The organism is Nocardia sp. NPDC052254 (assembly GCF_040679495.1).
In the GTDB taxonomy this organism is placed as follows: domain Bacteria; phylum Actinomycetota; class Actinomycetes; order Mycobacteriales; family Mycobacteriaceae; genus Nocardia.
Map to the genome: position 1 here is coordinate 1,056,792 of NZ_JBFAUW010000001.1, position 25,377 is coordinate 1,082,168.

23 protein-coding genes are annotated in these 25,377 nt (G+C 68.4%); 5 read left to right on the plus strand and 18 right to left on the minus strand.

What is annotated here, in order from left to right; translation table 11 throughout:
* Positions 1 to 22 precede the first annotated feature (22 nt).
* Positions 23 to 1,015, minus strand: a complete 993-nt coding sequence (locus tag AB0L57_RS04730; RefSeq protein WP_364957079.1) for an NAD-dependent epimerase/dehydratase family protein — start codon at positions 1,013 to 1,015, stop codon at positions 23 to 25.
* 168 nt (positions 1,016 to 1,183) lie between these two features.
* Between AB0L57_RS04730 and AB0L57_RS04735 the strand changes: the two genes are divergently transcribed.
* The 3 genes from AB0L57_RS04735 (at position 1,184) to AB0L57_RS04745 (ending at position 4,251) form a co-directional block, all read left to right on the plus strand.
* A complete protein-coding gene (locus tag AB0L57_RS04735) occupies positions 1,184 to 1,510 on the plus strand; it encodes a type VII secretion target (protein ID WP_364957081.1) in 327 nt (108 codons plus the stop codon).
* Positions 1,511 to 1,512: 2 nt separating this feature from the next.
* Positions 1,513 to 3,144, plus strand: coding sequence for a hypothetical protein (locus AB0L57_RS04740; RefSeq protein ID WP_364957084.1), 1,632 nt, complete (start codon positions 1,513 to 1,515; stop codon positions 3,142 to 3,144).
* A 237-nt stretch (positions 3,145 to 3,381) separates the two neighbouring features.
* Positions 3,382 to 4,251 carry a TIGR03619 family F420-dependent LLM class oxidoreductase gene (locus tag AB0L57_RS04745; RefSeq protein ID WP_364957087.1) on the plus strand — a complete coding sequence of 290 codons (870 nt, stop codon included), beginning with the start codon at positions 3,382 to 3,384 and terminating at the stop codon, positions 4,249 to 4,251.
* 22 nt (positions 4,252 to 4,273) lie between these two features.
* Here AB0L57_RS04745 and AB0L57_RS04750 read toward each other — a convergent pair whose 3' ends face one another.
* The 3 genes from AB0L57_RS04750 to hisS form a co-directional block, all read right to left on the minus strand.
* On the minus strand, positions 4,274 to 5,281 hold the full coding sequence (locus AB0L57_RS04750; protein ID WP_364957090.1) for a malate dehydrogenase: 1,008 nt from the start codon (positions 5,279 to 5,281) through the stop codon (positions 4,274 to 4,276).
* Between the two features lie 615 nt (positions 5,282 to 5,896).
* Positions 5,897 to 6,535, minus strand: coding sequence for a hypothetical protein (locus tag AB0L57_RS04755; protein ID WP_364957093.1), 639 nt, complete (start codon positions 6,533 to 6,535; stop codon positions 5,897 to 5,899).
* A 95-nt stretch (positions 6,536 to 6,630) separates the two neighbouring features.
* The gene (hisS, locus tag AB0L57_RS04760; RefSeq protein WP_364957096.1) at positions 6,631 to 7,908 is read right to left on the minus strand and encodes a histidine--tRNA ligase; all 1,278 of its coding nucleotides are present in this window, start codon (positions 7,906 to 7,908) and stop codon (positions 6,631 to 6,633) included.
* Between the two features lie 164 nt (positions 7,909 to 8,072).
* On the opposite strand from hisS, the gene AB0L57_RS04765 reads away from it, so the two are divergent.
* Entirely contained in the window at positions 8,073 to 8,942 is an 870-nt protein-coding gene (locus AB0L57_RS04765) for a peptidylprolyl isomerase (RefSeq protein WP_364957098.1), read from the plus strand.
* Between the two features lie 357 nt (positions 8,943 to 9,299).
* Positions 9,300 to 9,857, plus strand: coding sequence for a hypothetical protein (locus AB0L57_RS04770; protein ID WP_364957101.1), 558 nt, complete (start codon positions 9,300 to 9,302; stop codon positions 9,855 to 9,857).
* Positions 9,858 to 9,923: 66 nt separating this feature from the next.
* Here the strand turns inward: AB0L57_RS04770 and AB0L57_RS04775 are convergent, their stop codons facing one another.
* The 14 genes from AB0L57_RS04775 to AB0L57_RS04840 form a co-directional block, all read right to left on the minus strand.
* Positions 9,924 to 10,313 (minus strand): DUF4913 domain-containing protein, encoded by a 390-nt coding sequence (locus tag AB0L57_RS04775; protein WP_364957104.1) that lies wholly within the window; start codon positions 10,311 to 10,313, stop codon positions 9,924 to 9,926.
* Positions 10,310 to 12,145: a TraM recognition domain-containing protein gene (locus AB0L57_RS04780; RefSeq protein WP_364957107.1), complete on the minus strand. Its 1,836-nt coding sequence runs from the start codon at positions 12,143 to 12,145 to the stop codon at positions 10,310 to 10,312. The genes AB0L57_RS04775 and AB0L57_RS04780 overlap by 4 nt, the downstream gene beginning before the upstream one ends.
* 36 nt (positions 12,146 to 12,181) lie before the next feature.
* Entirely contained in the window at positions 12,182 to 12,847 is a 666-nt protein-coding gene (locus AB0L57_RS04785; protein WP_364957110.1) for a hypothetical protein, read from the minus strand.
* Positions 12,844 to 14,538 (minus strand): peptidoglycan DD-metalloendopeptidase family protein, encoded by a 1,695-nt coding sequence (locus AB0L57_RS04790; RefSeq protein ID WP_364957112.1) that lies wholly within the window; start codon positions 14,536 to 14,538, stop codon positions 12,844 to 12,846. Before AB0L57_RS04790 ends, AB0L57_RS04785 begins: the two co-directional genes overlap by 4 nt.
* A gap of 10 nt (positions 14,539 to 14,548) precedes the next feature.
* Complete coding sequence (locus AB0L57_RS04795; RefSeq protein WP_364957115.1) at positions 14,549 to 14,803, minus strand: transposase; 255 nt, start codon at positions 14,801 to 14,803, stop codon at positions 14,549 to 14,551.
* A gap of 50 nt (positions 14,804 to 14,853) precedes the next feature.
* Positions 14,854 to 17,973 (minus strand): hypothetical protein, encoded by a 3,120-nt coding sequence (locus AB0L57_RS04800; protein WP_364957118.1) that lies wholly within the window; start codon positions 17,971 to 17,973, stop codon positions 14,854 to 14,856.
* Between the two features lie 6 nt (positions 17,974 to 17,979).
* Positions 17,980 to 19,470: an SCO6880 family protein gene (locus AB0L57_RS04805; RefSeq protein ID WP_364957120.1), complete on the minus strand. Its 1,491-nt coding sequence runs from the start codon at positions 19,468 to 19,470 to the stop codon at positions 17,980 to 17,982.
* On the minus strand, positions 19,467 to 20,945 hold the full coding sequence (locus AB0L57_RS04810; protein WP_364957123.1) for a hypothetical protein: 1,479 nt from the start codon (positions 20,943 to 20,945) through the stop codon (positions 19,467 to 19,469). Before AB0L57_RS04810 ends, AB0L57_RS04805 begins: the two co-directional genes overlap by 4 nt.
* A gap of 80 nt (positions 20,946 to 21,025) precedes the next feature.
* Positions 21,026 to 21,868, minus strand: a complete 843-nt coding sequence (locus AB0L57_RS04815; protein ID WP_364957125.1) for a hypothetical protein — start codon at positions 21,866 to 21,868, stop codon at positions 21,026 to 21,028.
* Between the two features lie 75 nt (positions 21,869 to 21,943).
* Complete coding sequence (locus AB0L57_RS04820; protein ID WP_025350768.1) at positions 21,944 to 22,204, minus strand: hypothetical protein; 261 nt, start codon at positions 22,202 to 22,204, stop codon at positions 21,944 to 21,946.
* Positions 22,204 to 22,500: a hypothetical protein gene (locus tag AB0L57_RS04825; protein ID WP_030513931.1), complete on the minus strand. Its 297-nt coding sequence runs from the start codon at positions 22,498 to 22,500 to the stop codon at positions 22,204 to 22,206. The genes AB0L57_RS04820 and AB0L57_RS04825 overlap by 1 nt, the downstream gene beginning before the upstream one ends.
* A 79-nt stretch (positions 22,501 to 22,579) precedes the next feature.
* Positions 22,580 to 23,230 carry a hypothetical protein gene (locus AB0L57_RS04830; protein ID WP_364957128.1) on the minus strand — a complete coding sequence of 217 codons (651 nt, stop codon included), beginning with the start codon at positions 23,228 to 23,230 and terminating at the stop codon, positions 22,580 to 22,582.
* Positions 23,227 to 24,099 carry a hypothetical protein gene (locus AB0L57_RS04835; protein ID WP_364957131.1) on the minus strand — a complete coding sequence of 291 codons (873 nt, stop codon included), beginning with the start codon at positions 24,097 to 24,099 and terminating at the stop codon, positions 23,227 to 23,229. The genes AB0L57_RS04830 and AB0L57_RS04835 overlap by 4 nt, the downstream gene beginning before the upstream one ends.
* A 16-nt stretch (positions 24,100 to 24,115) precedes the next feature.
* Positions 24,116 to 25,225 (minus strand): hypothetical protein, encoded by a 1,110-nt coding sequence (locus tag AB0L57_RS04840; RefSeq protein ID WP_364957133.1) that lies wholly within the window; start codon positions 25,223 to 25,225, stop codon positions 24,116 to 24,118.
* Positions 25,226 to 25,377 lie beyond the last annotated feature (152 nt).

A 25,377-nucleotide genomic window follows, 5' to 3' on the forward strand; every position in this document is an offset into this window, starting at 1 on the left:
GTCGTCCGCGGCCGGAACCGCCTCAGGCCATCCCGGCGAAGACCGAGCCGACCGGCTCACCCTTGTAAAACGCGACCAGATCGCGAACGGTCTCCTCGGTGGGGCGCGGCCGATAGCCGAGCTCGGTACGCGCCTTGGTCCCGTCGATCTCCGGCGCGGACAGCAGCGCGCCCATCGCCGCGCGCGAGACGCGGTCACTGCCGAACATCTTCCCGACCGGCTCCAGCACGGGCAGCGCCCCCGAGATGACCTTGGCCGGAATCGCGAACCGCGGCCCGCGCTTGCCGTTGACCTCGGCCGCCAGCCGGGTGACCTCGAGCATCGTCACCATCGCGCCCGACAACAGGTAGTTCTCGCCGGTACGACCGTTCTCCCCGGCCAGAATCAGGCCGGTCGCCACATCACGCACATCGACCAGATCGAAACCGCCGCCGATCATCACCGGAACCCGGCCGCGAGCGGCATCCCACAGCGTGGTGTTGATCCGGGAATCGGAGTGGTCGACCGGACCGTAGACACCGGTCGGGTTGCAGATCACCGCGTCCAGCCCCTGGTCGATCACGGCCCGCAGTTCGACCTCGCCCTGGAATTTGGAGCGGTCGTAGACCGGCAGCGACGCATCGATCGACCGGGGCGCGTTCTCGTCGATCCGCCCGCCGCAGCTGTACTGGTTGAAAGCGTGGATCGAGCTCGCGTGCACCATGCGCCGCGCACCCACCGCGAGTGCGGCCTCGGCGACGACCCGCACACCCTGCGTGTTGACCCGCCAGGCCAGATCATTGCGCTGCGCGAGGGTGATCACGGCGACCAGGTGGTAGACCACCTCGGCGCCCGCCAGTGCCGAGCGCATCGACTCGGGATCCAGGACGTCACCGTTGACCCAGGTCACGGCGGGGTCCGTGGCGCCGGTGGGCCGAACCCGGTCGATCGCGGTCACCTCGTGACCGCGCTCCACCAGCTGATGGAGCAGATTCGTGCCAAGGAAGCCGGCTGCGCCGGTCACTGCGACCTTCATGCGACGAGGATATAGAACTTGTTCTAATTTGCAACAAGTTCTAGTTCAATGGACTCGAACGAGGTCACCCCCGTCGGTTATATTGAGGCCCAGCCCAGCGTCCGGTCGCCCCGGTCGCGAGGCTGTTCTACGTGGACGAGAAGTTGACCATGATGGGGGGCAGAATCGATGACCAATGATCTCACCGCGGAAGGCGGTGCCATCCGCGCGTTCGGCACCGCGCACACGGGGATCGCGACCGAAATCGCCGGGGCGGCCAATATGGACACCGCATCGCATGTCGCCGCGATGACACCGGTTTTCGGTCTCATCGGCGCGGACTATCTCGCGATGTTCGCCGCCGCCCAGGTCCTGCACTGCAGTGATGTCAACGATCTGTCGGCCAAATGCAATCACCTGGGCGAGTCCGCCTTCGGCACCGCGGCACTCCTGGGCGAGTCCGACAACACCGCCGCGACCGCCCTCGGTGTCATCGGTAACGGGATCGGGGGCTGACGGTGCACACCATCGGTTCCGGTACCGACAACGGCGTCATCGCCGCCCCGGCCGCCTCCTCGGCGCCGTCCGCACCGGTCGCCCCGGCCGCACCCGCTCCCACGCCGGACGCGATGCTGGCCACCGCCGATCAGCAGGGCCCGCTGACCGACATCGCACTGCCCCAGCTGCCGCCCGATACCGAGCCGGCGCAGGCACCGGAGTTCGCCACATCGCGGAAGGAATTCGACGACGACGGCTCGCACGCGATGGGTGCACCCCATCTGCCCGGTGCTGGTTCCGGCGCGCCCGACGGCGTGCATTCCAGCGTGCTGGGTGATGCGATCTCACCATTGGTCGGCGCCGGTCACGATGCGATCGGTCAGGCCTCCGGAGTCCTCGGCGGCATCCCGGGCGGGCAGGGCGTGCTCGACGGTGCCGATGCCGCGCTGCGGCAGGCGCCCGCCGCTCTCGGCGGGGCCCCCGGCGCGGTTCAACAGGCCGCCGCGGCATTGCCCGCCAACCTCCCGGCACTGCCCGCCGACCCGGTCGCCGCACTGATGAGCGGTATGGCGCTGCCGGCACTGCCGGGGGTCGACGCGTTGTTCAAGCCCTTCCTCGACCTGTTGTCCAGTTTCGGCACCGGTGTGATGGGCGCGCTCAACCCGGCCGATCTGCTCAGCCAGTCCTCCCAGGTCATCCAGAGCGCCATGCAGGTCGGTATGGGTGCGATGAAGTCGGTCGAGCAGGTGTGGCAGGGCAAGTCCGCCGCCAGCGCGCAGTCCGCCGGACAGCAGACCCAGGCCCAGGGCGAGGACGCCAGCCAGCGCGGTTTCGACATCTCGAAGCTCACCGATGAGGCGGCCGCGGTGGTGCAGCGCGGCAACGTGCAGCTCACCCAGGTGGCGCAGTCGTTCGCCGCGCAGGCCTCGGCATTGGCTCCGGTCGTACTCACCCCGCCCGGGCAGGCGATCCTGATCTCCACCGCTACCGAACACCTCGGCCAGGCGGTCACCATCGTCAACGCCACCCGCGGCGAACTGGGTGGCTACACCGGTCAGTTGTCGTCGGTCGTACAGCAACTCGTCGGCGCCAACGGCCCCGACGCCGCCAACGCGGCACAGGCGGTCGCTCAGAATGTGGGCCAGCCGATCATGGAGCAGGCGCAGGGCATGCTCTCCGGCGGCGACACCTCGGCGTCCGGTCTGGGCGATCTCGGTTCCGGCCTGGGGGGCTCGGCGGCGACGCATGCGAGCGCCTTCGGCGGTAACGGCGCCCATCCGGGCTCGGGCGGCGGCCTCGGCGGAAACCTCGGCAGCCTGCTGGGTGGCGCCGGGGGCAGTTCGCCCGGCACGCCGGGAATCGGCTCCTCGGTACCTGGAGCTCGCCCACCCGGCATTCCCGGAATGCCCTTCGGCCCCGGAATGCCGGGAGTCCCCGGACAGGGCACTCCGGGGCAGGGCTTCATGGGCGGCGGAACGCCCGCCGCGGGAGCACGCAACAGCGACGAGGAACGCGCCCGCGCGGTGCAGAACTACCAGAGCCCGACCGGCAACTCCGATCTGACCGGACTGCTCGGCGAGACCACACCCGATGTCATCGGACAGGTCCACGCCGACGAGATCATCAGCGAGTACGAGAACGACCAGCTCTGATCCGCACGCCGGCGCGACGCCGGTGGACCGCACCCGTGGCCCGGACCCACTCGAGGTCCGGGCCACGGCGCGTCCGGCATCGACAACACATCGCGAGCGGCGGCAATATTAGAACAGGTTCTTATACCCATTCAGTGGGCATATCGCGGGACAATCCACCACCGATGCGGCTAGGATCGCCCACAGATTAGAATCTGTTCTAGTTTCATATCGGAGCAACACCCGAGAGGACCACCGATGCGTTTCACCTACGCGGAGGCCATGACGGATCCGGCGCACTACCTGCCGCTGGCACAGGCCGCGGAGGCCGCCGGGTTCCACAGCATGTCCATCGCCGACAGCGTCGCCTATCCCGCGGAATCGGATTCCACGTACCCGTACACCCCGGACGGCTCCCGGGAATTCCTCGACGGTAAACCGTTCATCGAGGCGTTCATCCTGTCGGCCGCACTCGCCGCGGCGACCACCACCCTGCGCTTCACGCCCTTCGTGATCAAACTTCCCATCCGCCCGCCGGTACTCGTGGCCAAGCAGGCAGCCTCACTGGCGTATCTGAGCGGTAACCGCTTCTCGCTGGGTGTCGGCATCAGCCCGTGGCCCGAGGACTTCGAGATCATGGGCGTGCCGTTCGAACGGCGCGGCAAGCGTATGGACGAGTGCATCGAGATCGTGCGCGGCCTGTCCCGAGGCGAGTACTTCGAGTACCACGGCGAGTTCTACGACATCCCGAAGATCAAGATCACGCCGGGAGCGACCGAACATCTGCCCATCCTGGTCGGCGGGCACAGCGATGCCGCACTGCGCCGTGCCGTGCGACTGTGCGACGGCTGGATGCACGCCGGTGGCGATCCGGAGGAACTGGACCGGATGCTGGCCCGGCTGAACGAATTGCGCGCCGAGCGCGATTCGACCACACCGTTCGAGATCCACGCGGCGTCCATGGACGCCTACACCACCGACGGCATCAAGCGCCTCGAGGACAAGGGCGTCACCGATGTGATCGTCGGCTTCCGCTACCCCTACGTCGCGGGCGACGACACCGAACCGCTGGCGGACAAGATCGCCCACCTGGAGCGGTACGCGAACTCGGTGATCGCGAAGGTGTGACCCGCCCGCGGACGGGGACGGCTCAGCCGCGCTTGGCGAAGCCGAGGTCGATGACCGCATCGCGCTCGGCCGCCAGCTCGGCGACGCTGAGATCGATGCGCTCACGGGAGAATTCGTCGATCTCGAGCCCGGGCACGATGCGATACTCCCCTTCCGCACAGGTCACCGGGAACGAGCTGATCAGCCCTTCGGGCACCCCGTAGGAGCCGTCGGACGGCACCGCCATCGACACCCAGTCGTCGGCGGCGGTGCCGAGCACCCAATCGTGTACGTGATCGATGGCCGCGCTCGCGGCGCTCGCCGCCGAGGACGCACCGCGGGCCGCGATGATCGCCGTGCCGCGCTGCTGCACCGTCGGAATGAAGTCCTCCCGCACCCATGTCCGATCGCCGACCACCTGGGCCGCGGGCCGGCCACCGATCAGGGCATGACCGATGTCCGGGTACTGCGTGGCGGAGTGGTTGCCCCACACCGTCATCCGCGTGATCGATGCGGCCGGGGCCGCGCTGCGGCCGGCCAGCTGCGCGATGGCACGGTTGTGATCGAGCCGGGTCAGAGCGGTGAAACGCGAAACGGGCACATCGGGCGCATTGCTCATCGCGATGAAGGCATTGGTATTGGCCGGATTTCCCACCACCAGCACCTTGACGTCCGCGGCGGCGCTGGCACTGATGGCCGCGCCCTGATCGGTGAAGATCGGCCCGTTGGCCGCCAGCAGATCCGAACGCTCCATTCCCGCGGTCCGCGGCCGGGCGCCCACCAGGATCGCGACCGAGGCACCGTCGAAGCCCACCCACGGGTCGTCACTGATGTCGATCGAGTCCAGCAGCGGGAAGGCGCCGTCCTCGAGTTCCATCGCCACACCCTCGACCGCGCCGACCGCGGCCGGGATCTCCAGCAATCGCAGCCGCACCGGTGTGTCCGATCCGAGCATGGCGCCCGACGCGATGCGGAACAGCAACCCGTAGGCGATCTGTCCGGCGGCCCCGGTGACTGTGACGGTCACCGGCGTGCGTACGGCATTGCTCACGACAACTCCTTGCTCACGAGAACTCGACGGTCGGCTACGTCAACCACCCTAACGACCCGCACCGCCCGTAGCGGGGCACCGTGAGCAACCAGACAGCCCGACCCCATCCGTACCGCGCCACAACCGTTTTCGGCGACCATGGCGACGAGAGAGGGCGCCACCGGGTCGGTGACGCCCTCTCTCATTCACTCAGAGACAAACTGCGACACTGCCGAAACTGAGACATATCGAGACGGATCCGTCGACCGGCGCGGCATTCGGTGCCGTCGTCGCCGCGGATGCGACGGGTGCGGCGACGGCACCGAGCGCCACCGCGATCGCTGCGGCGGCTGCCGCCCTGCGGAATGTGCTTCTATGCATGGCCTCTCCTTCGTCGAGCCAATTCCTTCATCAGACTTGCGATTCTCAGTGTTCGCTGTGACTCGCCGAATTTCCAGACCCGAAACCGTCAAACCGCGGATCGGCTGAATACCAGTATGGTCACGGCGCTGTCCGAGCATCGATCACGTCGGCCGATGAAGTGAACCGAGAAGTTGCCTGCCTGGGCGAATATCCCTTCGTCAACGCGGCGTCACGCACCTGTGGCCGTTACCGAGCGGTTATCTCGGCATCGATTCAGGGGGCTTTATCTCGATTCAGATCGGCAATATCGCTGTCGCTGAGCAAGACCGGCTGCGCGATGTCGCGCGCCCGCACCAGCTGCACCGCCCGATACAGGGGCCGCTCCTCGAGCCCCGCATCGCGAGCCTCCGCCCGCAGCTGCCCGACCAGCAGGCCCGACAACGACACGGCGGCGGCCAGCTCGCCGGCCGACAATGCGTCGGCGAGCTTGCGCAAACCCAGAATGTGCAGCTCACGCCCGCTTCCGGCGTCTGTGTACATCGCCAGCGGCACGGTCTGCGTCCGACCGGCGGCCGTGACGCGCAAGGCGATCCGGCTCAGCCGCCCGGGAAACACCAGCATCTCCACCCCGGAGGCGCGCGCGATGTCCAGCCGCCGGCGCCCCAGCAGCGTGCGTGCCTCGATCACGGTTCCCGCCAGCCACATTCGCCGCCGCCGGACCGCCAGCGCATAGCCCGCGGTCGGCATGCCCAGCACACATCCGGCCACCACACCGGCCGGCCAGCTCACCACCACGGCGACCAACACTCCGACGCCGACACCCAGGCCCACCGCGGCCAGTGCGAGACGGCGCAGCATCGGTCCGTACATCTCCGGGGCTATCAGGTCCAGGCCGACCCGTTGTGACGCCACGGAATCCGCGGACTCGTTCACACCCGTGAGCGATCGCCGTGAGCTGCGACGGAAGCCGATGCGCGGCACGGTATTCGAGTCATCGTCGAACCGTACTACCGCCGGGCGGCCAGCGCCGCCGAGACCTCGGCGGCCACATCCGCCAGCGAGATCTGGCGCTGATCGCCGCTGCCGAGATCCTTCAGGCCGATCTGCTCGTCGGCCAGGTCGCGGTCGCCGAGCACCAGCGCGAACGCCGCACCGGAGCGGTCGGCCGCCTTCATCGCGCCCTTCACACCCCGGCCACCGTAGGCGAGATCCACCCGGATTCCCGCCGCACGCAGCTCGGCCGCGACCACGACCAGCCGCGCCATCGCCGCCTCGCCCAGCGGCACACCGAAGACGTCGACCCGCGCGGGATCCCCCGCGGTGACGCCCTCGGCCTGCAGTGCCAGCACGGTGCGGTCCACACCGAGACCGAAGCCGATACCCGACAGCGGCTGCCCGCCCAGTTCGGCCATCAGGCCGTCGTAGCGACCACCGCCACCGATCCCCGACTGCGACCCGAGTCCGTCGTGCACGAATTCGAAGGTGGTCTTGGTGTAGTAGTCCAGCCCACGCACCATGCGCGGATTCACGACATAGGGCACACCCAGCGCGTCCAGGTGCCCGAGCACCTGCTCGAAGTGCGCTTTCGCCGAGTCCGACAGGTGATCGAGCATCAGCGGGGCATCGGCGGTCAGCGTCCTGACCTCCTCGCGCTTGTCGTCGAGCACCCGCAGCGGGTTGATCTCGGCGCGCCGGCGGGTCGGCTCGTCCAATGGCAGCCCGAACAGGAATTCCTGCAGCAGTTCCCGGTACTGCGGACGGCAGGTGTCGTCGCCCAGCGAGGTGATCTCGAGGCGGAAGCCACTCAGGCCCAGCGAGCGGAATCCCGAATCGGCGATGGCGATCACCTCGGCGTCCAGGGCGGGATCGTCGACACCGATCGCCTCGACACCCACCTGCTGCAGCTGCCGGTACCGCCCGGCCTGCGGCCGCTCGTAGCGGAAGAACGGACCCGCGTAGCACAGCTTGACGGGCAGTTGCCCGCGATCGAGACCGTGTTCGATCACCGCGCGCATCACTCCGGCGGTCCCCTCGGGGCGCAGCGTCACACTGCGCTCGCCGCGGTCGGCGAAGGTGTACATCTCCTTGGTGACCACGTCGGTCGATTCGCCGACGCCGCGCGCGAACAGTGCCGTGTCCTCGAACACCGGCAACTCCACATGTCCGTACCCGGCCAATCGTGCGGCACGCACGAGGCCGTCCCGCACGGCGACGAACTCCGCGGAGGCGGGCGGAACATAATCCGGAATCCCTTTCGGGGCGGTGAAGCTGCTGGTCTTGGTCACAATGGACCAGTTTCCCCCACCCGGGCGCGGCAAGTCCAACCGGTTTACCCACCACCCGGCCGAGCTGGGCAATTGTACCGATGCCCCCGGGAACCTGGCAGTCGTCTCAGGAACTGATGGCACACTCTTATGCCGATACGCAACCGACACGGGAGGACCTGGTAGTGCCGACCAACGAACAGCGACGAGCAGCGGCCAAACGCAAGCTGGAGCGCCGACTGGCCCGACAGGCCGAGCGGGAGCGCAAGCGCAAGCAGCTGACCATCGCCGGCTCGGTACTCGGCGTGGTCGTGGCCGTGGCGGCCGGCGTCGGCATCTACTACCTGACCCGGGGCGACGACAGCGACAACACCACCGCCGCCGCGAAAACCGACGCGTCGCTGTCCTCGACTCCGCAGGCCGCACCACCGCCCGCCCCCGTCCCGAAGGCGGCGACGGTGAGCTGCAACTACGCCGATGCCGCACCGGCCGTGAAACCGGCCCACAAGCCGGAACAGACCGAGGTCTCGACCACCGAATCGCCGAAGGTCACCATCCAGACCGAGCACGGCCCGATCGGCATCGCCCTCAACGCCGGCGAATCCCCCTGCACCGTCAACAGTTTCGTCAGTCTGGCGCAGCAGAAGTTCTATGACGGCACCCCTTGCCACCGGCTCACCACCGGTGAGGGCCTGAAGGTTCTGCAGTGCGGTGACCCCGCCGGCGACGGCCACGGCGGACCGGGATATGCCTACGCCAACGAATATCCGACCGATCAATTCCCGCCGCAGGATCAGGCGGCGTCGAATCAGGCGGTGCAGTACAAGCGCGGCGTGATCGCGATGGCCAACGCCGGCCCGAATACCAACGGCAGCCAGTTCTTCCTGGTCTACGCGGACTCCGAACTCCCGCCGCAGTTCACCATCTTCGGCACGGTGGACGATGCCGGCTTGCAGACCCTCGACGCGATCGCCAAGGACGGCCTGCAGGATCCGTCGTCCGGTGACGGCGCGCCGAAGTCGCCGGTCACCCTGCAGTCGGTCCAGGTGAGCTGATACCCGCGGATTCGAATCCGGATGCCCGGCACCGGATTCGAATCGCCCTCGGCACACCACCGGGTGACGACAGCCGGAAACATTCCACACCATGTCCGCTTTGTCGGAATCAAGAAGATGCAGATTTGTTGCGCGGCGGAAGTAAGGTTGCCCTGCTCCCACACTGGTAATCTCATGGAACGGATTGCGATGCGGGTATCGATCGCCCCGGGTGGGCAGCGTTTCCGCAGCACAACCGGTGTCCACGTTGTGCAGGAAGGTGGGAAGTCGCCGGGCGGAACATCCCTTCGTGTGGCGGAGTCCGATACGAAGCACCACAATCGTCCACAGTGATCACTGCAGCATCGGGGAGCAGGCATGGCCGAGGAAGTCGATGACATCGGCCGCGAGACAGCGGCTTTGATGAGGCAAATGTTGCAGCTGGCGACCCTGGTCGCGTTGCGGACCCGCGAACGTGGTCAGCGCGAGGCCGAGGCGCGCGTCAAGGTCACCCAGGAACGGGTCAAGGAGACCCGCGAGCGGATGCTGCGCGAGGCCCGCGAGGCCAAGTCCAAGGATCCGCGCAACCTGGAACTCGCTCGTATGCTCGAGCGCCCGAATCTGGACCGGGGCATCTCACTCGAGCGAATGGAGCGTTCCAACCTCGCACGGGCGGCACGCGCCACCGAGCGCCAGAAAACCCGCGAACGGGAACTGAGCCGCTACGACTCACCCGAACGCCGGCAGGCCCTCGCCGCACATCTGTCCCGGGTCGGAGTCGCACCCGAGCTGGCCGCCGTGCGCATGCTCATGGACGTCAGCCAGGCACAGCCGCCGCAGGCCGCCGTCCGCACCCGACCCGAGGAGCCGCCGCGGGTCACCCGCGCACGCGAGCACGAGGAGCGCGTGCGCGAACGCGAACGCACCCGGCGCTGATCGATCCCGTACACGGCTGTGCCGCCGCCCCGGAAAGGGACGGCGGCACAGTCGTTTTCGCGAGTCTCAGATCTTCTTCGGATCGGCCGCGCTGGGCTCGCCGAACATGCCCTGCTGGGGCGGGGTCAGCGGCAGCGGACTGAGCATGTCCTTGTGCCCGTTGCGGACACTGCAGTACTTGAACGGGCCACGCGGATCGAACAACCGCGACATGTGCGGATCCGCATGATCGAGGAACCACACACTCATCCCCGTCTGGGCGTCCTGGCGCAGGTATTCCCATGCGCGCCACAGTGCTTCCAGACGCATCGCGGCCTCGGCATGCTTCCACCACTCCGGGCACCACACCGTATCGGTGAGATCGGTGACCTGCCGCCGGTAGACGAGACTGAGATAGTTCTCCACGAACTCGACCACGTTCGAGTAGATCATGTCCTGGGGCTGCTGGTCGTTCACAGCGGGCGAACCTCCTCAGGCTGTCCGTAGGTCGTCGGCGGCTGCCCGGGCGTCGAGCCGCCGTCGATCACCGTACGCTCGTCGACCAGATCGTCGATCGTGGTGCGGCGCTGCGGGTCATGGCGTTCGATGGACTTGCGCACCTCGGCAGCGTACTCCCCTTCCCACCATGGCACGGTGCGCACCAGAGTCGCCGGCGAACCCGAGGAGAACACCACGGCGCGACCGCGTGGCAACGTCGCCAGCGCGTTCGCATTGAGGGTGCGCGAGGAACCCAGCGACCGCGAATAGCTCTTGCCGCCCTTGGATTCCGACACCGACGACGAGACGGCGTCGTAATCACCGATCGCCTCGGAGCGGGCGGCCAGGAACCCCATATCGTCGATACCCGGCCCGAGCACCTTGATATTGGCCGCCGCCCACAACGCCTCCATACCGGCCTGACCCCAGCAGCGCACGCCCTGCGCCCAGGACTGCAGCACGGTCATCACCACGATGCCGCGGGATCCGAAGTGGCTGTACTGCTTCGGAAGATCCTTCCAGCGCACGATGTTGGCCGCCTCGTCCAGCACCGCGAGCAACGGAATGTCGAGCCGTCCCATGTGCTGATGGGTGGCCTTGCGCATCGCCACATCCACCACGGCCTCGGTCAGTGCACTGACCAGCGGACCCGCCGATCCGCGCCCTTCCAGCGACAGGCAGTAGAGCGTCGAATTGCGATCCAGGAAGTCCCATTCGTCGAACTGGTACCCATCACCGCTCGGCGTCACCCACTGATGCACGTTCGACAGTTTCAAGCAGCGGACCATCTTCTTCGCGGTGCCGAAGATACTGTCGCGCACACGTTCGGCGGTGTTGTACTGCTGCGCCAGACCGGACGCCACCAGGTGGTGGCTGGCCGCGCGCAACAACTCGACCGGCTCGGGATTGCCGGGATTCGTGACCCATTCCCACACCTGGGTGATCGACCGATTGGCCACGGCGGCAGCGAGAAACAGACCGGCGAGCAGATCCTCGGCCTCGGGATCGAAGTAGCTGTCGGGGGTGCCCTCACCGCCGTCGTCAGCATCGGCGAAATGACCCGCGAGCCGGGCCGCCCGCATCTCGCACCCCTCGTGCCGGGCGTCCACCCAGGCCAGCGGATCCCAGTACCAGCCGGCGTGCGTCTCTCCCGCGACGCCCTGCGGATCGAAGACGAAGGTCCGTGATCCCTTGCTCTCCCGCACATCCCGGGTCGCGTCCACGACATCGCGCTTGTTGGAGGTGATCAAGACCGGACCCACCGCCGACAGAATCGCCGGAATCACCCGGGAGGTGGTCTTACCCTGCCGTGGACCCCAGATGTCGAGATGCAGGTCTTCGTACGAGCCGAACAGCATCGCACCGTCGGCCACACCGACGCCGATCGGCACGCCGGGCGAATCCTCGAATCCGAGTCGAACCCCGAGCTGCTTGGCCTTGTCCCGCACCCCGGCCTCACTGAGCGCCGCGATCGCCCCACCGGATCCCATGTACTGGGCCTTGTCGTCGATGGGCAGCTTGCCCCGGCCGCGCCGCTTCTTCATTTCACGCCGCACCATGACGATCGCGATCACGACAGCCAGAACCAGCAAGACGATCACCGTGGACGGAGCCGGCCAATGCAGCTGCCCGCGTGCGATCTTCGCGATGCAGGCCACCGGATTGATCGGGATGTCCTGCGGTGCGGACGACAGCTTGTTGCCGAGATGCAGGGCGACCCACAGGGTTCCGAAGATCGCGAAACCGTAGTAGATCATGTACAGGGTGACATCGGGCCCCGGATCGGCCGGGTCCTTCACCTTCTTCGCCATCTCGCCTCCTGAGGTGACCGGATATGTGGTTGCCGCTCAACGAAATCCGTCGAGCCGCCAGCCGTCGGGGGTGTGGACGACGGTGGCGATCACCGTCGAGGGTGGCAGTGTGTCGCGGGCCCCGTCCGGGTGGACGGCGGTCTGCTCGATACCGATCTTGAACTGACGGTGATCGGGATCGGCGGCGCCGGGCGCCTGTTCGCCCGAGGCGAAGGTGAAGGCCTCCACCCGCACGCCCGCCCGGCCCCAATCGGCCCACTGCAGTGACGGATTCGGAGTCTGCCCGTCCGCGGGCGCATCGAGGGTGTGTAGCAGGCTGGGGCCCAGCCATTTCCGCGCCCGCGCCAGCGAGGCCCCCTGGGATTCCGATGCCGGATACCAGGTGAACACCTCGCGCAGCGCGGCGACCGCAACCCCGTCCGGTGTACCGGGATCGGGTGCGGGAACAGCCTCCAACTGCCGCGGCGTCGAGGGGGCGGTGGTGGATTCGGTCCGGTCTCCCCCGCTCGCACAGGCACCGGACAGCAATGCGACGCTCACCACCAGCATCACCACCAGGTTCGCGTAGACGGTCCGTGCCGTGGGTCGGCGGCCCGGCTCCCGGAATTTCGGGCACTGCTTCCAGGTTATCCGGCTGGATGCGCCCGCGGCGACTCCCGGCGACCTGGCGATCTCGGCGTGTCCCGAATCTGGTGACCTCACAACACCCTCCGTAACCGCGCGTCGCCGGGTACCGGAGCCGCACTGACTCCCGAGGGGTCGGCCGACCGGATCATCCGGCCGTTCCCGGCATAGATACCGACCTCGGACGGACCACGCAGGCTGAATCGGGAGAACACCAGATCCCCCGGCTGCGCACCGCGGATCGGAACCTCGACCCCCGCCTCCCACTGCTGTTCGGCGGTCTGCGGCAGGGTCTTGGCCCCCGAGGAGGCGGCGAAGACCGCGGCCGAGGTGAGCCCGGGGCCGTCGAGACCGCCGCCGGTCGGCCCCTGTGGACCGCCACCACCCCACACATAGGGCGTGCCCATCCATTGCTGCGCGGCCGCGAGGACATCCGCACCGGCCGAGCCGTGGCCCGGTTCGAATCGGCCCATCGATCCGGGGGCACGGTACTGCGCCTCCATCGCGAGGATGTTCGCCACATAGGGCCGTGTCTCGGAATAGTGCGCAGCGACCTGGTTGGGCATACCGCCGGAGGCCAGCACCGCACCCTCACCGGCGTTGTAGGCGGCCAAGGTCAGCGGCACGACATCGCCGTGTACCTTGCCCTCCCCGATCCAGCCTTCGACCTGGTGCGCGATCGAGCACATGTAGCGGCCCTGGGCGATGATCGCGTCACCGTCGTCCCACAGACTCGCCTGCCCACTGCCGTCGGCGTCGAGCAGATACGGTCTGCCGTCGTCGGGGTCGGTGGCATGGGCGGTGCTGGGCAGGAACTGGGCCAGCCCCTGTGCCCCCGCGGGCGAGGTGAGCCCGCGCCGGAACCCCGATTCCTGGCGGCCCTGCGCCGCGAGCACCGACGGACTGATTTCCGGGCACAGGGAACCCGCGCGGCGGTACCAGATCTCGAGTTCGGGCGGGACCTTCCCGTCGGCGAGCGCACCACCGGCGGTACCGAATCCGCGGCTGCACAGCGGATTCGTCGAATACGGGGACGCACCGGCGGCATTCGGGGTCGCGGCGCCGTCGAGCCACGGCAGCGGATCGATCTGGTGACCACCGGTGAGACGTCCACCGGGAACGATCTCGAAATGCAGATGGGGACCGCTGGATTCGCCCGCGGAGCCGACCGTGCCGACCTGCTGGCCCGCGCGGACCCGCTGGCCCACCCGGACGTGCACGCCGCTGGCCCATTCGTGGCCGTAGACCGCCGAGAAGGAGCGGCCGTTGACATCGACCGAATCGATCACGATCCAGTTGCCGAATCCCGAAGCCGGTCCGGCCGCCACGACCACACCGTCCGCGACGGCGAATTCCGGGGTGCCGTCCGGGGCGGCCAGGTCCACACCCAGATGGCCGCCGTCCCGGGCACCGAAGGGATCGGAGACGGTGAACGATCCGGCCGGCAGCGGCCAGGTCCGGCGGATCGGCGCGATTCCCGCGGCCAGCGAGGGGGTTGCCGTCACCCCCGGATTCGTTCCGGCGGCGGGGATATCGGCCGCGCTCGGTGTCGGCGATGTCTGGTCGCGAGTCTGCGCGGAGGACGGTGTGGCCGATGCCGATGCCCGCGCGGCCCACGGCGCATCGGAGGTGTCGGGCAGTACGGGCACGGGAGCTGTCGGCTCGTCCGCGCAGGGATCCTCCGACGACGGCAGCACGATCACCACCACCAGCGTGATCAGGGATATGACACCGCCGAGGACCAGGGCGGTGACGGTTTTCGCGTTCACCGCGCATCCGTCATGTCGCGCGGCGGGTTTCGTTCAGCGATTCCACCAGCGTCCGGTTCATCTCCGCGGCGGCTGCCAACTGCTGTTGCAGCAGCGCCACCTTCCGCCGCAACGCCACCGCATCCATGCGTTCGAGGCTGGGGCCCTCCGCGGCCCGCACCCAGTTGCGCACCGAATTGGTGTGTACGCCTATCTGTTCGGCGACGACCCGGCATGCCTCCGATTCGCTCCGCAATTTGTCGGTCAGCGCGATGACCTGTTCCACTGCCGCCTCCCGCACCCGCGGAGACACTCTTCGGTATGACCGGTGCGGCATCACGCGGCACTCCCCTCGTCGCCCCGGCGGGCCGTGGATTCGGTGAACTCGCTGAACCGCTGGTTGGTTTCGTGAATTCCGCTCTCCTTCTCAGATGCGGTGAATTCCATATGGAACGGAATGCCGGGGCGGCGATCCTCACCGATCTTGAGCAGGAACTTTCCCGTACCGGGCGCCGGTGGCCGGGCCTGTCCGGGTTTGAGCGCCTCACCGGTCAGCGCCTGTGGCGCCGACCAACTGGTCACCATCTCCTCCTCGGCGGAGGTGAACGGGATGGTCGAATCGAGTCGGCTGATCTCCTCGGGCGGCAGCGCGCCGAAGATCTTGGCGCGGGCGCGTTCCAGGAAGCCGAGCGCCTTGGCGATCGCGGCCTCCGAGCCGAGCGACTGCAGGTCCTTGATGGTGTGGCTGATCATGATCAGCGAGGTCGCCATACCGCGCTGCAGACGGGTCAGTTCGTCCACGCGATCGACCATGAAGTCACCCAGGCCCAGTACCTGCCAGAGCTCGTCCATGACGACCTGGAAGTACCGCTGTGGGCCGAGCTTCCCGTCCGCGAGGACGTGCGCGGCCTCCACCGAGGCGAAGCCGTCCGCCCAGCAGGCCAGCATGACCGCGGCCTTCAGTTTCTTGTCACCGCTCGGGATATGGGAGACATCGATGCAGACCGCCACCGCGGAGGTGTCGATCGGTGTCGTGGTCTGACCGTTGAAGACCGCGCCGAATGGCCCCTGGGTCAAGGCCCGCAGCGAACGGCGCAGCCCCTTGGTCGCCTCGTGGTACTCGTCGGTGTTGTCCGCGCCGGCATCCAGCATCAGTTCCTGGCCACCCGCGATGACGACCTCGAGCAGATCCTCCATGATGGGCGGGGATTCGGGTGCGAAGCCACTGCCCTCGCGGTAGAGGATGCGCAGTGCGGTCGAGACGAGTGTTTCCTCGTAATCGCGCACTCGCGCACCACGGACGAGCTCCACCAGACCGGCGATCAGCGTGACCTGCCGGGCACGCAATTCCTGGGTCACCTGCAACTGCAGATCGGGCTGATCGGCCAACTGCGGCACGATCGAGCCGAGGACACCACCGGCGAGCGGGTTGAGCTTGCCGTGCCCGTACCCCAGATCGATGACCTGGCCGCCCACCATCTCGACCATCTTGCGGTAGTCCGGCTTCACATCGGCCAGGATCAGCGGTGTGATGCCCTGCGCGACACCGCCCAGCACGATCCGGCGCACCAGCGAGGACTTGCCGAAACCGTTGAGCCCCAGCACGAAAAGGCTCGGCGCGGTGATGAAACTGCCGCGCATGAACCAGTTCATCGGATCGAAGCACACCGGCGCACCGGTGTGCAGATGCGACCCCAGCGGCGTACCGATCAGGGGGGCGCCGGCGCCGACCGACCACGGCCACAGCCCCGCCACCTGAGCGGTGGTGGCGCGGTATTCGACGGGCCGGCCGACCACGTTCATGCGACCGCCGCCGGCACCGATGTAGCCGCGATCGGTCAATTGTGCGGTGCCGCGGTCGAATCCGTCCTCCACCACAGATTCGATGCGCGCGGCCGCGTTGACGCGGCGCAGATCGTCGGTGCGGATACGGAACATCGCCCACGCCGCACGCAGTCCGGCACCCTCGCGGGCCACCGCCTCCAGCCGCGCCCGCGCCGCGTCGTCGAGCAGTGCGGGGCCCTGGTTCTTCTTCTTGGCGGGCCGGGAGCGGCGATCGGGGCCGGGCGCCGCGGTGCCGCCCGAAAGCTGTTCGTAGGAGGCTAGTTTCGATCCGTTACGATCACGCAGGCCGCGGTCGGTACGGCCGCGGCGGGTGGCGCCGTCACCGCGCCGCCCGGATCCATTGTCGTATCCTGTTTCGCGCCGCGACCCGCGCTCCTGGTTACCGTTCACGTCGCGCCCCCGGCGGGTCCGTACGTGCGGCTGGTCGAATCCGGCGGGCAAATCGGACTGCTGAGTCGTGCCATTCGCATACGAGCTCTCTCGGTCTGCGGGCCGATCGCCGGCCCCATCCGCGCGGCGGCGCTCACGGCCGCTGTCCGGGATGTTCTGCGCCGCTGCGGAATTGTGAGATTCCGGACGGTCTTCGGTTCGAGCGACATCGTCGGCCGACGGTGTGCCGGCTCGCTCGGTGTTTCCGGTGTACTCACCGGAGACCTCCCGGCGCCGGTCGCGGGCGGGCGCCCCGGCGCGGGCACCGTCCTCCGCCGCCGCCGGAGTGCCGGAGTATTCCGGCACCTCCGTTCCGGCGAATTCGGTGCGCGATGTCGCGGTCCCGGCGGCATCGGCCGCCGCCCCCCGCTCACGTGTCGTGGTGGCCGGCGCACCGCCATTGCCGGATTCCGACGTTGCGGCCGAATCGCGCAGATCGATATCGGATTCCCGATTCGCCGAGGCGGCCGATTCGGCGGCATTCGCCCCGGAGGAGCCGCTGTAGCGCCGCTCACCACCGGCGTCACCGTCGCGGCGCGCACCTTCGCCCGTATCGACCTGCGCGGAGCGCCGATCCCGCGCCGACTGCTTCCGGCCGGAGGTGTTGTCCCGGGCCGAATCCGGCGGTGCCGCAGTCCGGTCACGCGACTCCCGGGCAGTTCGGGCCTGGCCCTGCCTGGGCTCCGAATCCACCCGGATGCCACGATCCTCGGTGCTGCGCCCGGCATTCGACGACCGTTGTGCCGCGTTGACTTCCGCCGCCGTGCGGCCGGAGTTGCGGGTGTCGCCCACTTCGAGTTCGGGTAGGGCCCGCCTGCGCGCGGACTCCCCCCGAACATCACGCGACTGCTCGATGGCATCGGCGTCACGGCGGTCACCGCGCGACCGGCGACGGCGGGAACCGGACTCCGATGCGGGATCCGCCTCACGCCGGGTCCGGCCGAGATCCTCGTGCCGGGTGCGCCGCCGGATCGGCCGCAGCGGTACGTCGTCCCAATCGGCAGGTGCGCCACCACGTTCCGAGCCGGGCAGGCCGGGCGCGTACGCCTCGGCACCCCACTCGTCTTCGGGGATCCGTCCGCGCCGGCCGGCCGGGATCGGATTCTCCGGATCCACCACCCGCTCGCTGTAGCGCGGCGGCTCGCCGCGGTAACGGACCGGTGGTTCCTGGTCACCTGCCATCTACGCTCACCCCGCCAATGCCTTGGGAATACTCGCGTGTTCCGGCAGGATCACCCCGCAACCGAGCGAGGCCGCGAAGGCCGCGGCCTGGTAGCGGTAGCACCGCCGGATCTTCAGCCGGGCCTGTGTGGACAGGTCCCGGGTAATCGCCTCGATGCGCGGCAGATCGCCGCGCAGGGGTTCGGTGATGGTGACCAGCGCACCGAAACGAGTCACGCCGTGTCCGCGGGCCTGCTCCTCGCGCGCCTGCTGGGTGGCGCCCACCCGCAGCGTCGCCGAGGCCGACACCACGCCGCGTTCACTCTGCTGCGCGACCAGTGCGTTCTTGTAGTCGTCGTCCACGATCTCGGCGGCGTCGGCGGCCGAATGCGGCCGGTAGACGATGGCGATCCGCTTACGCGGCACCTCCGGATTGGGCGCCAGCAACCGCTGCAGTACGCGCTCGTCCACCGCGCCTTCGGGTGCGGCGTCCATTTCCCAGGTCACCGACCGGCCACCGTCGTGGATGAACTGATCCCAGCGCTCCTCGTGCGAGATCGGACCGGCGTCGGCCCATTCCAGACCGTGTCCGCCCGCCTCACCCGCGGCAACCTCGAGGTCGGCCTGCGCGGCCGGATCGTAGCTGCGGCGGATGAAGGAGATCACCTCATCGGCCGACATCGGCTGCGCCCGCACACCGGCCTCGGCCAGCGCCGCACAGATCCCCGGCAGCCGGCGGCCGATCTCGACGGCCTCCTCGGCCGGATTCTTCCGCCGCTCGGCGGTGGTGGCCTTGAAGGTGATCGCCACGCGCGGCAGCAGTTGCACCCGTTCCTGGGGCAGCTCGGTCGCCAGTTCGTACATCACCTGCTGCGCCAGCGCCGGCGACTCCGGCCGGGTGATCGTGGAAACCTCGGTCAGCAAACGGTTTCCGGTCTCGGGCACGGTATCGATCACCGGCACCACGGCGATGATGTCGGAAGTCTGCCCGAGCGAGGCCAGGAAGGTACCCCAGGCCGACACCCACCGGTCGATGACCGGCTGATCAACAGCCTCGTGCCCCTGTGGCCACGCCCGCAGAACGACTGTGTACTGCGCGAATTGCGGCAGGTGGATCATGCCGAAGCTGTAACCGCCCGCATCGATGCCCTCGTACAGGCGTGAGGGTGCCATCAGCCCGGGCAGGCGGGAGACCCCGCCCGGGATGCGGGAGAATCGGCCGCCGCGATAGACGTGCTCGCCTTTGCTGCGGCCGCGCAACCAGTGGAACATCATCAATCCCGTCTCGTATCCGGAGCGGCCCCCCGTCCGCCACACCAGTGGAACCATCACGACCACGCCGATGACGGCGATGAACAGCGCCGGTTTCGGCCCGGCGACCAGGGCGGTCATCAACGCGGTGATGACAACCACGAAGCCGAGCACCGTCTCCCCCCAGCGCAGTCCGAAAAGGCCTGCGCTGCGGGGCTTCTGCCACAGCCCGTACGAGCGGTGCTCGTAGGTGTCGGTCGACGTCATCGTGGAATGGTGCTCCTGCCGAGGTCGGGTGCGCGGTTGGTCCACCGGTCACCTGCGATGTCCCCCGCCGCGTCCTCGGCGCGATTCAGGCTCGCGCCCGCGGACCGGGCCGTGGCGATATTGTTCATGGCCCGCGACGCCGTCGAGGTCGCCGGTGCCGAGCCGCCAGGTGCTCGTGGGCTCGCGGGCTGTTGTCCGCCGCCGCCCCCTGGCGGACGTGGCCCGCGTGGTGGGGTCGGTCGCGGAGCGCCGCCACCCCGGCCGGTACCGCCCGGCGGCCGCTGCCCCCGGCCCCGGCCCACATACCCGGGAGCCCCTGCCGCGGCCTGATTCCCGCGCACGCCCACCGCCTTGGTGCCGACCGCGCCCAGCGCCGCGGCGCCGAGCAGGACCGCACCGGTGGCGGCCAGACCGGAACCACCGCTGCCGACGAAGGCCACCGCCGGGTGGACCAGTCGCATCAGGGCGGGCAGGACGAAGGCGACACTGCACAGCAGCACGATCGACACCAGCATCCGCTGGGCCTGATCCGCGTTGGGCAACCCCGAGGTCGGTGTCGTCTCGTTGGTGTCACCGGCGGTGACGAAAGCGATCATGTAGACGATCGCGGCCACCGGTTTCCACAGCATGAACGCGATGATCCAGCCGATCAGTTTCGGATACGCCTGCCGGCCGGTGCTCGTCCCGGAGGCGGCCGCCGCCAACGGCAGCACCCCCGCCGCCACGACCAGCATGCCCTGCCGGACGATGGCCAGCACGATCTGCGCCAAGGCGCCGAGCAGACCCACGATCGCGATGATCAGCACCAGGCCCGGCGAAAACGCTTGCAGCTTGGAAGTTTTCACCATCAACTCGGCCAGGCTGCGGGCATTGCCGTTGGTGGCGTCCTCGATCACCCACTGCGAGAACCGGTCCGAGGCCTGAGTGCCCGCCACGATCACCGCGCCCAGCATCCAGGAACTGAACACCACTCTGGCGAACATCCGGAACGACTCGGCGGCCTCGCTCAGTGCCGCACCGCGTCTGGCCTCGGCCAATTTGGCGCCGGACAGGATCACCGACACGATCAGCAACAGGATCTGCGCCTGATAGGTGTAGTCGTTGATGCGCTGGAACAGCTCACCGCCGTTGCTGATTCGCTCATTGGGCACCTTCATCCAGAAGGTCAGCGCCAGGATCAGCGCCTGCCCGAGACCGTTCATCAGCGAGTCGACCACCTTGCCGAAGGTGGAGTCCCACGCCTTGTCCTTGACCGCATTCGCCGCATCGGGCGGGTGGGTCGCCGCATTTCCGGCCTTGCACGCGGCCGAGGCGGCGTCACCGAGTGTCAGCCCGGGCAGGCCGAGGCCGTCGAGATCGTCGTGGATCTCGTTGCAGGTCTGATCGAATCCGTAGGTCTGACCGTAGGCCACCGTCGGTGTGGCGATCATGACGGTGAACACGACCGCGAGAATCGTGACGATGCGCCTCATCATGAGATTCACTCCTCGATGCGTCGCAGGGAATCGATCCGGATCATCGGCCCGGCTCTCGTACCGCTCCAGAACCGCTGTGCTCACCATTTCGTCCACCCCTGCAGCGTGTCGACGTATTCGCTCTGGGCCGATCGGGCCTCGGTCGGCTTGAGCCGCCAGTCCCCGTTGTCCCAGACCATGATCAAGCGGATCGCCGCCCACACCTGTTTGCCGTCGGTGACCGGACCGCGCGCGGCCAAGCGCACGATCGCCATGTCGTCGGCGTAGTTCTCGATCTGGAACGCGTCCGGGGCCACCAGGTATCTGGTGATCCGGTCCGGCTGCTGCTCGGGCAGTTTGCCGGCGCCGCGCGCCTTGTCGTAGGCCGCGATCTGCTGGGCCGAGACCCGCACCTGCCGGACGTAGAGGTCGCGGTCGCCCGGACGGGCGTTGAGCCGGTAGGTGATCTGTGCCGCCGCCAATGCCGCCCCCTGCGGTGTGTGGGAGTACCCGACCGCCAGCCCGCTGTTGTCGATGCGGGTGGGGCCGTCGCTGGTGGAGAACGGCACCGAGGCACCGAAGACCCGTTGCCAGCCCTCCGGTTCGGTGGTGCCGGTGGGTGCCGCGGTCAGCCAGTCCGAATCCGAGGGACCGTGCTGCTGCGACGAACTCTGCGGAAGTGGCTGTCCCGCAGGATTGTTCGGAATATCGACCCGGCGGCCGAACAGATCCACATCGGGCGCGGTGAATCCGGTCGCACCCGAACCCGCCGCCGGTGAGGGCGCCGAATCCGTGTGCCGGGCAGCGGGTGGGGACGAGGACGAGGACGTGTCACGGCCGACGTACATGAAGATCCCGACGATCACGATCAACGCGATCACCGCGGCGGAGGCGATGACGCCGAAGGAGACGCTGCGCTCACCGGTCTCGCTCTTGTCGCTCACGCCTCACCTCCGATCGTCGAAAATCGTTGCCGCCGTTCATGTTGTCGGCTCACACAGCTGAGTATTGTCACCAAGTCACGCAGGTAGGAAGGTCAATGCGATCGCACTTGCCGAACTGGCCACGATCGCGCCGATCAGGCTCATCACGATGCCGTGGGAGGCATCGTTGACGGCCATGTCGTCGCGCATCGCCGACCACAGCCGGCCCGCGGAAACGATCATCCAGGCCAGGCACAGCAACAGCACGCACCACAGTAACCAGTTGATCAACTGCATGATCGGTTGGATCACGTCCGCGGGCATCTGCTTGTAGGCCAGCACGATCGCGGTACCCATCACGATCCGATGACGGCGTTCATGATCGTGCCGGCGCTGGTGGCGACGATGCCGCCGATCATGGCGCCCGCCACCATCTTCGGCGACTCCAGGCCACCACCGGTCCACTTCTCCCAGGCGAAGCGGCCACCGGCGTAGGTGATGCCGAGAATGCCCGACAGCAGAACGAACCACGTGAAGTAGCGGACCAGCTTCATCAACTTGTCGGCGGCCGGCGGCGTCTCGGGTGTCGGGTTCCCGACCTGAGCGAGAACAACGCCGTACGTCTCGTGTACAGCGGCCAGGATGGTACTCATCGAGCGTCCTTCTCAATAGGTGATCGGAATACAAAACCGGGTACCAGGGGTACACCGTCGGATACAACTGTCGGCGCGGTCATCGTCGCTCCCCTTCGTCGGATTGCGAACCACCGCCGACCGTCTCCCGCACCAGGTCGACGATGCTCATACCCAATGCATCCACCTCGTGCGGAACCTCTTGCAGCGGATCGAGTTTGCGCTTTCGCTGCTGCGGTGCCGGGTCACCGGGTGACCACACCGGCAGCTGGTCGGGCTCGACCAACGTCCATTCCTCGATCCAGGGCAACTGCCACACCTGCCCGGCCAGCGCGCCGACCACATCGCGATAGCGGCGGATCTCGGCCGGGATCCGGCCCGGCCGCACCGCGACGGTCACCAGGCCCAGCACCTCACTCGGGCCCGCCAGCCCGGCCCGATGCTGGCGCAGCAGATCGTGGCCACGCGTCAGACCGGCGATGGTCTCCCGGGCGACCAGCACCACGAAAGGTGATTCACGTTCGAACACACCGGGCCAGCGCCGGTGCGAATCCGCCGCAGGCGCAAGCACATGCGCGAGGGTACTGGCTCCGGCGCCACCGTGCACCCCCAGCAACCACACCAGCGGAGCCCTGCCGGCGCCGGGAACCGGGCGGTCCCAGATGAGGGCACGACGAGACTCCGGCGGGGCGACAACGCCTGCCGCAGGAGGGTTTTCGGATGGACGAGGTTCCTTCATGGCCGCCGTCATGATGCCATCCCCGTCAGCAGTTGCCGGTACGCCCTCTGCGTTTCGGCGTCGAGTGCGTTGTGGCGCACCAGTTCTCCGCGCGCCAGCTGGGGATCGTAGGGAATCTCGCGAATATCGCGCACCCAACCGGTGAGGTGTTCGCGCAGATGATCCGCGACCCGAGAGTCATTGCCCGGCAGCTGATGTGAAATCACGATCGTGGTGTCACCGACGATCCCGCCGCCCTGCCCCTCGGCATGGCCACCGAACTCGTCGTCGAGCAACTCCAGGGTCACCCGCAAACGATTGGCAGCATCGGCGCGGGCCGGAATTGCCAGTACCAGAGCGACTTCGGCATCCTCGAGCAGCGGCCGCAACTGCCGTGCGGAGATCGGATTTCCGCCGTCGTAGACCGGCGTGTAGCCCGCCTCCGTCACCGCGCGGGCCACCGTCAGATAGGTGGCGCGACGGCGCAGCGGCGATGCGTCCCGCCACAGCAGGCCGATCCCCGAACTCGCCCGCGACAGGCACTCCTTGAGCGGTGCCGGCTCGTCGTCGCCGCGGCCGTACAGCCATTGCTGCAGGCTGATCGGGCTCAGATGTTCGTCGGCGCCCCGCAGCGCCAGATCACCACCCGCGACCGTGGCATCGACCGCCACGGCCGCGGTCTCCGCCGCCAGCTCCGCCGCGAGTCCCAGTGCGGTCGTGGTCGTTCCGGCGCCACCGCAACCACCGACGACCAGCATCGGGCGAGGCGCCGTACCGCCCTCGCCGTCGTCCCGTCGCCCCTTGCGCAACCGGACAACCGGCGCCCGTCCACGCGGTCGCGAGCCCTCCGGAACGTCCGTCGTGGACGTCTCGTCGAGCCATCGGCTCCAGTCCTGTCCCATCGTCTCAGCTCTCCTCTTACCCGGCCGCGATGCCCGTGATCAGGGTCCGGCCGCCGACCACCGCCGTGGTCACCAACTGCTTGTCGTAGGTGGCGGGGGCCGTGCCCGGCCGCCGTTCGGTCACCTCCACCGAATACCGGCTGTCGTCCAGTGTGACCACTCGCACGCAATAATCGGTGCCCAGCGGCACCGACTCGATACCGCGCTGGATCACCGCGGCGGGCGAGACCGTCGCATCCGGCGCCACCACCTCGAGCGCCCGCTGCGCGGACCGCTCGACATAGAAGGCGTGCTGGAACCACATGATCGCGTCCGGCCCGGATCCGGTACCGCCGACGCCCGCGCCACGCAGCACCCGCGCGAAGCGTTCGGTCGGGCAGTCCGCCGACGCACCGCGCGCCGTTTCGGCACCGGCGCCGATCACGGAGGTCAACCGCAGCATGGGTGGATCGTCGGCACTGATCGGCGCCACCGGCAACTGCGCCGTCGACTGCTTCGCGGTGGCGCCGGAGCGCAGCAGATACAACGCGAATCCGCCGACCAGAGCCAGCAATAACACAGCTACCGCGAGGACCACGGTGACCCGCAACGGACTGGGGCGGATGTAATCGCGCAACGCGGGCGAAGCCGCACCGGGCGCCCGGCGGACCACCCGGCCCGGGCCCTCGGGACCGGCATCGTCGGGATCGCGCCGCGACGGCAGGATCCACTCGCTGTCGTCGTCCTCGTCCCCCGGCCCGGCGCGGGAATCCTCCGCATCGTCGCCGGAGGCGCGGATCGAGCGTGGACGACGACGGCCACGGGCGCGGGCGTCGTCGTGGTCGGAGGGCAGCCGCACGACGTCGCCCGCGCGGGGCGGATAGTCGTCGTCGGGGCCTGGTGCGTGGTCGCCGACCCAGTCCGACCAGCCGCCGACGAATTCACTACGCCCGGTGGCGGGTCCATCGGCGAACGGGATGTCGAAGGGTTCGGGCTCGGTGTCGCGAATGTAGTGCGGATAGCGCGCCGCTCCAGGCTCGGCCTCGTCGTCCACGGAATCGGACTCGCCGGGATCGGCCACGGGCACGGCGTGTTCGGGTTCCAACGCCGGGAACCACCGTTGCACTTCTTTGTACGGCTTCAACATTCCCTCATCCCCGCGGAGCCAGGCACGTCGTACAGCATCGTCGGACCCTCTCGGCGATCAGTTCGTGGAGAACGGGTAGTTGTTGTCAGCGGCACCATCATGGGACATCACCAACGGCACACCACCGGGTGCGGCGTCACCGAGGCCCTTCC